Origin of the sequence: Micromonospora sp. NPDC049801 (assembly GCF_040656575.1) — a bacterium.
Lineage (GTDB): Bacteria > Actinomycetota > Actinomycetes > Mycobacteriales > Micromonosporaceae > Micromonospora.
This window is the reverse complement of sequence record NZ_JBFAMS010000041.1, coordinates 1-6440: the sequence shown is the minus strand read 5'-3', so window position 1 is coordinate 6440 and position 6440 is coordinate 1. Positions and strand designations below refer to the sequence as shown.

The window sequence follows — 6440 nt, the reverse complement described above, 5'->3', positions numbered from 1 at the left end:
GGGGCGCGGGGCGCGGGGCGCGGGGCGCGGGGCGCGGGGCGCGGGGCGCGGGGCGCGGGGCGCGGGGCGCGGGGCGCGGGGCGTGTCCCGTGGGGGCGGTGGGGAGGGTGGGGGTTAGGGTGTCGAACACACGTACTGGGGGAGGGGGCGGCGTGCGGGTGCTGGGGGTCGATCCGGGGTTGACGCGCTGTGGGGTGGGCGTCGTCGAGGGCGTGCCCGGCCGGCCCTGCACGCTGGTCGCCTACTACGTGGTCTACACCGATCCGGCCGACGACCTGGCGTTGCGGCTGCTGCACCTGGACCGGTCGCTGACCGAGTTGGTGACCAAGCACGAACCGGAGAGTGTCGCCGTCGAGCGGGTGTTCAGTCAGCACAACGTCCGTACGGTGATGGGCACCGCCCAGGCCAGCGGCATCGCGGTGCTGGCCGGGGCGCGGGCCGGGTTGCCGGTGCAGACGTACACCCCGAGCGAGGTGAAGGCGGCGGTGACCGGTTCCGGTCAGGCCGACAAGGCGCAGATGACCGCGATGGTGACCCGGCTGCTGCGGTTGGCCGAGCCGCCGAAACCGGCGGACGCCGCCGACGCGCTCGCCCTGGCCATCTGTCACGTGTGGCGCGGCGGCACCCGGTCCAAGCTGGCCGCGGCGGCCGACCGGGCACGACGAGGAGGAGCACGATGATCGCCAGCGTGCGCGGCACGGTGACCGCGACGGGTCCGGATCTGGCCGTGATCGAGGTCGGCGGGGTCGGCCTGGCCGTGCACTGCGCTCCCGGGACGCTCGCCGAGCTGCGGGTGGGACAGTCGGCGCGGCTGGCGACCAGCCTGGTGGTCCGGGAGGATTCGCTGACCCTGTACGGGTTCGCCGACGACGACGCCAGGGCGCTGTTCGAGCTGTTGCAGACCGCCAGCGGGGTCGGCCCGCGGCTGGCCCAGGCCGTGCTGGCGGTGCACACGCCGGACGCGGTGCGCAAGGCCATCGCCAACGCCGACACCGCCGCGCTGACCCGGGTGCCCGGGATCGGCAAGAAGGGCGCCGAGCGGCTGGTGCTGGAGTTGCGTGACCGCATCGGCCCGGTCTCGATCGGCGCCGACGGGGCCGGTGGCGTGACCGGTGGCGCGTGGCCCGACCAGGTCCGGCAGGCGCTTGTCGGGCTGGGCTGGACGGCCGGGCAGGCGGACCAGGCGGTGGCCGCCGTGGCGGAGACGATCGACGGGCCCACCCCGCCCGTGCCGGTCCTGCTCAAGCAGGCCATCCGGCTGCTGGGCCGGACCCGATGAGCGAGACCGACGGGCTCGTCTCGGCGTACGTCAGCGATGCCGAGCGCGACGCGGAGGCGACCGTACGGCCTCGGCGGCTGGCGGAGTTCATCGCCCAGGACCGGGTGCGTGACCAGCTCGACCTGCTGTTGCAGGGCGCCATGCGGCGGGGGTCGCCCCCGGACCACATCCTGCTCTCCGGGCCACCCGGGCTGGGCAAGACGAGCCTCGCCAACATCGTCGCCGCCGAGCTGGGCGCGGGCATCCGAGTGACCAGCGGTCCGGCGATCGAACGGTCGGGTGACCTGGCGGCGATCCTGACCAGCCTCGCCGAGGGCGACGTGCTCTTCATCGACGAGATCCACCGGATCGCCCGACCGGCGGAGGAGCTGCTCTACAGCGCGATGGAGGACTTCCGGGTCGACGTGGTGGTCGGCAAGGGGCCGGGCGCGACCGCGATCCCGCTGGACGTCGAGCCGTTCACCCTGGTCGGCGCGACCACCCGCTCGGGTCTGCTGACCGGACCCATGCGGGACCGGTTCGGTTTCGTCGCGCACCTCGACTTCTACGCCCCGGCGGATCTGGAGACGCTGCTGCACCGTTCGGCGCGCATCCTCGGGGTGCCGATCACCCCGGACGGCGCGGCCGAGATCGCGGGCCGCTCCCGGGGCACGCCCCGGATCGCCAACCGGTTGTTGCGCCGGGTCCGTGACTACGCGGAGGTCCGCGCCGACGGTGTGGTCACCCTCGGCACGGCCCGCAAGGCGCTGACGGTGTACGACGTCGACGCGCTGGGCCTGGACCGGTTGGACCGGGCGGTGCTGACCGCCCTGGTGGACTCGTTCCGGGGTGGCCCGGTCGGGCTGTCCACCCTCGCCGTGGCGGTGGGGGAGCAGCCGGACACGGTCGAGGAGGTCTGCGAGCCGTTCCTGGTGCGTGCCGGCCTGTTGGCGCGCACGCCCCGGGGGCGGGTGGCGACGGAGGCCGCCTGGCTGCATCTGGGGCGTACGCCACCGAATGGTACATTTGGGGCGGATATCCCGCCGACACCCGATCTGTTCTCCGTAGATACCGATCAGCCGTAATGTGAACGTGATCTGTGCCGCATTCGGTGTTCTCAGGTGCAGGGATTAGACTTCGCCGCGGTCTGTACAGGTTGTGAGAATCCGCCTCCGCTCCGGCACCCCCCGTGCCGGCGTGGAGGCCAATGGGAAGGCAGTAACCGTGCAATACCTTGCAGCGGGTGGTGGAGCCGGCGGCTTCACGCCGGTCCTGATGGTCGTCCTGCTCGGCGGCGTCATGTACTTCATGATGATCCGTCCCCAGCAGAAGCGTCGTCGCGACGCCGAGGCCATGCAGTCCGGGCTCGGCCCGGGCGACGAGGTCGTCACCATCGGCGGGCTCTACGGCACGGTCACCGGCGTCGAGGACGACGCCGTCCTGCTCGAGATCGCTCCGGGCGTCCAGACCCGCTACGCCCGCCCGGCCATCGCCCGGGTGGTCACCCGCGCGGAGCTGCCGAGCGAGCCGGTCACCGAGGACGCGGACACCGTCAAGGAGTGACCTCCCGCGAGGGGTCGACGGTTCCGGCGGCAAGGCCGGCCGACCGACTCCCCGGGGCACCGCGCCCGACGGGGCAGCGGACGTGACGTGAAAACTGGATAGTTGGGTCGACGCCGGGCGTCGGCACGTTCCCGTGGCCGTCGGCGTCCCCGTGCCGGCGTGTCCGGTCACTGTGTCGGCACCCCGCCGACCCAGGTCAGATCGTTGGCCGGAACCCCCGGCTCGACACTCGCCGCCGCCGCGCGCAGCGGCGCGACCGTACAGGGAGACAGGACAACCGTGGCACCACCTCAGGGACAGATGCGCCCCGGCCGGCAACTCGCCGTGCTCGGGCTCATCTTCGTCGTCCTCTACCTTCTGGTGTTCTTCGCGGGCGGTGCCAGCGGCAGCTTCAAGGACCGGCTGGAGCCACGGCTCGGCCTGGACCTGATCGGCGGCACCCGGGTCACGCTGGAGGCGACCAACTCCGTCGACGGTAAGCCCCCGACGGCGGAGAACCTCGAGGAGGCCCGCCAGATCATCGAGAGCCGGGTCAACGCGTTCGGCGTGGCCGAGGCCGAGGTGGTCACCGAGGGCAACCGGAACATCGTCATCTCCCTGCCCGGTGAGAACCGGGACCTCACCGACGTGGGCAGCGCCGCCGAGCTGCGCTTCCGCAAGGTGCTCAAGGCCGCCGACGGCAGCGGGACGGCCGTCGCGCCGCCGGCCGCTGCGCCGACCCCGAGCGCCGCGCCGCCGTCCGGCGCCCCGTCGGCCAGCGCCGCGCCGAAGGTGACCCCGTCGGCGACCGGCGCGGCGAAGGTGAGCCCGTCGGCCAGCGGTGGACAGGGCGGGATGGCGCCCGCGCCGTCCGCCAGCGCCACGCCGACCCCGTCGGCCTCCGCGAGTGCCGCGCCCTCGGCGAGCGCCAGCGCCGAGCCGGTGCCGGCGAGCATCGAGGAGCAGCGCAAGGCAGTCGAGCAGAAGGTCGGAGCCGCCGCCTGGCAGGCCGCGAGTGGCCTGCAGGCCCCCGCCGACCTGAGCGCCGACCCGTCGCTGGGCGACAAGCTCAAGCCGTTCAGCACGCTGACCCCGCAAGAGGTCGCCGTCCTGCCGGCGCAGATGCAGTTCAACGTGCCGACGATCGGTTGCGCGCAGCTCGACAAGCGCCCGCCGGCGTCGATCTCCGACCCGAAGCAGCAGGTCGTGTCCTGCGAGGACGGCGCGTCGAAGTACCTGCTCGACCAGGCCAAGGTGCTGGGTACCGACGTGGACGACGCCGACGCGGTGCTCGACCAGGCCAACTCCTGGGTGGTCAGCCTCGACTTCACGGGCGACGGCCAGGGCAAGTGGACGGCGCTGACCCGCGAGGCGTTCGGCAACGAGGGCCAGGCCTGTGACGCCACCGCCCTCGGCCAGGACGGCAAGTGCCGGGTGGCCGTGGTGCTGGACAACGAGATCGTCTCCTCGCCGGAGATCCAGGGTGTGCTGACCGGCAACTCGCAGATCACCGGCCAGTTCACCCAGAAGGACGCCAGCACCCTCGCCGGTCAGCTCCGCTACGGCGCGCTGCCGGTGACGTTCGAGCAGCAGGAGGCGCAGAACGTCACGGCGACCCTGGGCGCCAGCCACCTGCGGGCCGGTCTGCTCGCGGCCGGCATCGGCATGCTGCTGGTCATCATCTACGCGTTCTTCTACTACCGGCTGCTCGGCTCGGTCATCTTCCTGAGCCTCATCCTCTCCGCGCTGCTGGTCTTCGGCGCGCTGGTGGTGCTCGGCCGGCAGATCGGCTTCACGCTCACCCTCGCCGGCATCGCCGGCATGATCGTCTCGCTCGGTGTGGCGGCGGACTCGTTCGTCATCTACTTCGAACGACTCAAGGACGAGATCAGAGAGGGTCGCAGCCCACGCAGCGCGGTGCCCCGCGCCTGGATCCGGGCCCGCCGGACGATCATCTCGGCCAACGCGATCACGTTGCTCTCCGCGGTGGTGCTCTACGTGGTCTCGGTCGGCACGGTCAAGGGCTTCGCGTTCGCGCTCGGCCTGGCCACGGTGCTGGACCTGGTCGTGGTCTTCCTCTTCCGGCACCCGATCATGACGATGTTCGCCCGGACCCGGGCGTTCCTGTCCCCGCGGGTCAGCGGCCTGGGCCGGGCTCTTCCGGCCCGCAGCCAGCAGACTCAGCCCCGCAACCCGCGCGCCAAGGAGGCCTGAGATGGCTCAAAACGGTTTGGCGAGCCGCCTCTACAACGGCGAGGCCGGTCTCAACATCGTCGGCCGCCGCAAGCTGTGGTTCGGTGTCGCCGGTGTCCTGATCCTGGTCGCGATCCTCAGCTTCGCGCTCCGCGGTTTCAGCCTCGGCATCGAGTTCGCCGGCGGTAACTCGTTCCAGGTGCCGGCCAGCGTCGGCACCCTGGACGACGCCGAGCGCGAGGTCAACTCGGCCCTCGCGACCGAGAACACCGGCGTCAAGGTCGCCACCACGCAGAAGGTCGGCGGCCCGGGTGGCGACTCGTACGAGCTGCGGACGCCGCAGCTCACCGTCGAGCAGGCCAACGCGGTCAAGGCCCAGATCGCCGAAGACCTCAACATCAACGCCAACGAGATCAGCAGCAACCAGGTCAGCGAGGCGTGGGGCAGCCAGGTGACCGAGCGGGCGGTGCTCGGCCTGGTCATCTTCATCGCGCTGGTGATGGTCTACCTGATCCTGCGCTTCGAGTGGCGGATGGCCGTCGCGGCGGTCTCGTCGCTGTTCATGAACCTGATCCTGACCGCCGGCATCTATTCGCTGGTCGGCTTCGAGGTCACCCCGTCGACGATCATCGGCTTCCTCACGATCCTGGGCTTCGCGCTCTACGACGTGGTGGTGGTCTTCGACAAGGTGCAGGAGAACACGCGGGGCATCACCGCCAACAACAACATGACGTACAGCGAGGCGGCCAACCTGGCCGTCAACCAGAGCCTCATGCGGTCGCTGAACACCTCCGTGGTGGCGCTCCTGCCGGTCGGCGGTCTGCTCTTCATCGGTGCCGGCCTGCTCGGCGCGGGCACCCTGAAGGACCTCGGCCTGGTGCTGTTCGTCGGTATGGCGGTGGCGTTCCTGACCTCCATCCTGGTGGCGACGCCGCTGCTGGCGCTGCTGAAGAACTACGACCCGCGTATCCAGGCGCACAACAAGCGGGTGCAGACCCGCCGGGGTGCGTTGGGTCGTGGTGAGGCCACCGGCAAGGTCACGCCGACGCCGGTCGACGGCGACGCGGCCGACGTGATCGACCCGGACTCGGCGGCGCTGGCCGGCGCGGCCCCCAAGGTGGGTTCGCGGCCGGCGGGCAAGCGGCCGACCGGCGCGCGGGGCGGCCGCCCCGGCGGCGGCGGTAACCGGCCCGGCGGCGCGAAGCGTCGCTGACCGGCCGGCGCGCTCACCAGCGCGAGGCGAGGGCGAAAGGAAGGGCCCCTTGTTATGCACCAGGCGATAACAAGGGGCCCTTCCTTTCGCAGCACCTGAATGGGCCGGGGCTGACCCGGGAGGAAACGCCCGAACGGCGTGGGGGGGGGGGGGGGGGGGGGGCGGCCGCGGGGGGGGGGGGGGGGGGGGGTGTGGAGGAACCCCGAGGGGCGCGACCCACACCCCCCCCCCCGG

At 72.1% G+C, this 6440-nt stretch carries 6 protein-coding genes; all 6 read left to right on the top strand.

Annotation, left to right across the window (positions count from 1 at the left end):
- Positions 1 to 152: 152 nt before the first annotated feature.
- The 6 genes from ruvC to secF all read left to right on the top strand — a co-directional run bounded on the left by ruvC (position 153) and on the right by secF (position 6206).
- Positions 153 to 680: a crossover junction endodeoxyribonuclease RuvC gene (gene ruvC / locus AB0I89_RS33645; protein ID WP_357134893.1), complete on the top strand. Its 528-nt coding sequence runs from the start codon at positions 153 to 155 to the stop codon at positions 678 to 680.
- Complete coding sequence (gene ruvA, locus AB0I89_RS33640; protein WP_357134891.1) at positions 677 to 1279, top strand: Holliday junction branch migration protein RuvA; 603 nt, start codon at positions 677 to 679, stop codon at positions 1277 to 1279. The genes ruvC and ruvA overlap by 4 nt, the downstream gene beginning before the upstream one ends.
- A complete protein-coding gene (ruvB, locus tag AB0I89_RS33635) occupies positions 1276 to 2343 on the top strand; it encodes a Holliday junction branch migration DNA helicase RuvB (protein ID WP_357134889.1) in 1068 nt (355 codons plus the stop codon). The genes ruvA and ruvB overlap by 4 nt, the downstream gene beginning before the upstream one ends.
- Before the next feature lie 139 nt (positions 2344 to 2482).
- Entirely contained in the window at positions 2483 to 2821 is a 339-nt protein-coding gene (gene yajC, locus AB0I89_RS33630; RefSeq protein ID WP_357134887.1) for a preprotein translocase subunit YajC, read from the top strand.
- Between the two features lie 279 nt (positions 2822 to 3100).
- Positions 3101 to 5014 carry a protein translocase subunit SecD gene (secD, locus tag AB0I89_RS33625; RefSeq protein ID WP_357134886.1) on the top strand — a complete coding sequence of 638 codons (1914 nt, stop codon included), beginning with the start codon at positions 3101 to 3103 and terminating at the stop codon, positions 5012 to 5014.
- Between the two features lies 1 nt (position 5015).
- On the top strand, positions 5016 to 6206 hold the full coding sequence (gene secF, locus AB0I89_RS33620) for a protein translocase subunit SecF (RefSeq protein ID WP_357134885.1): 1191 nt from the start codon (positions 5016 to 5018) through the stop codon (positions 6204 to 6206).
- Positions 6207 to 6440: the final 234 nt, after the last annotated feature.

Excerpts from the sequence above, each read along its gene's own strand:
- secF (WP_357134885.1), top strand. The coding sequence starts at position 5,016 with ATGGCTCAAAACGGTTTGGCGAGCCGCCTCTACAACGGCGAGGCCGGT.
- ruvA (WP_357134891.1), top strand. The coding sequence starts at position 677 with ATGATCGCCAGCGTGCGCGGCACGGTGACCGCGACGGGTCCGGATCTG.
- ruvB (WP_357134889.1), top strand. The coding sequence starts at position 1,276 with ATGAGCGAGACCGACGGGCTCGTCTCGGCGTACGTCAGCGATGCCGAG.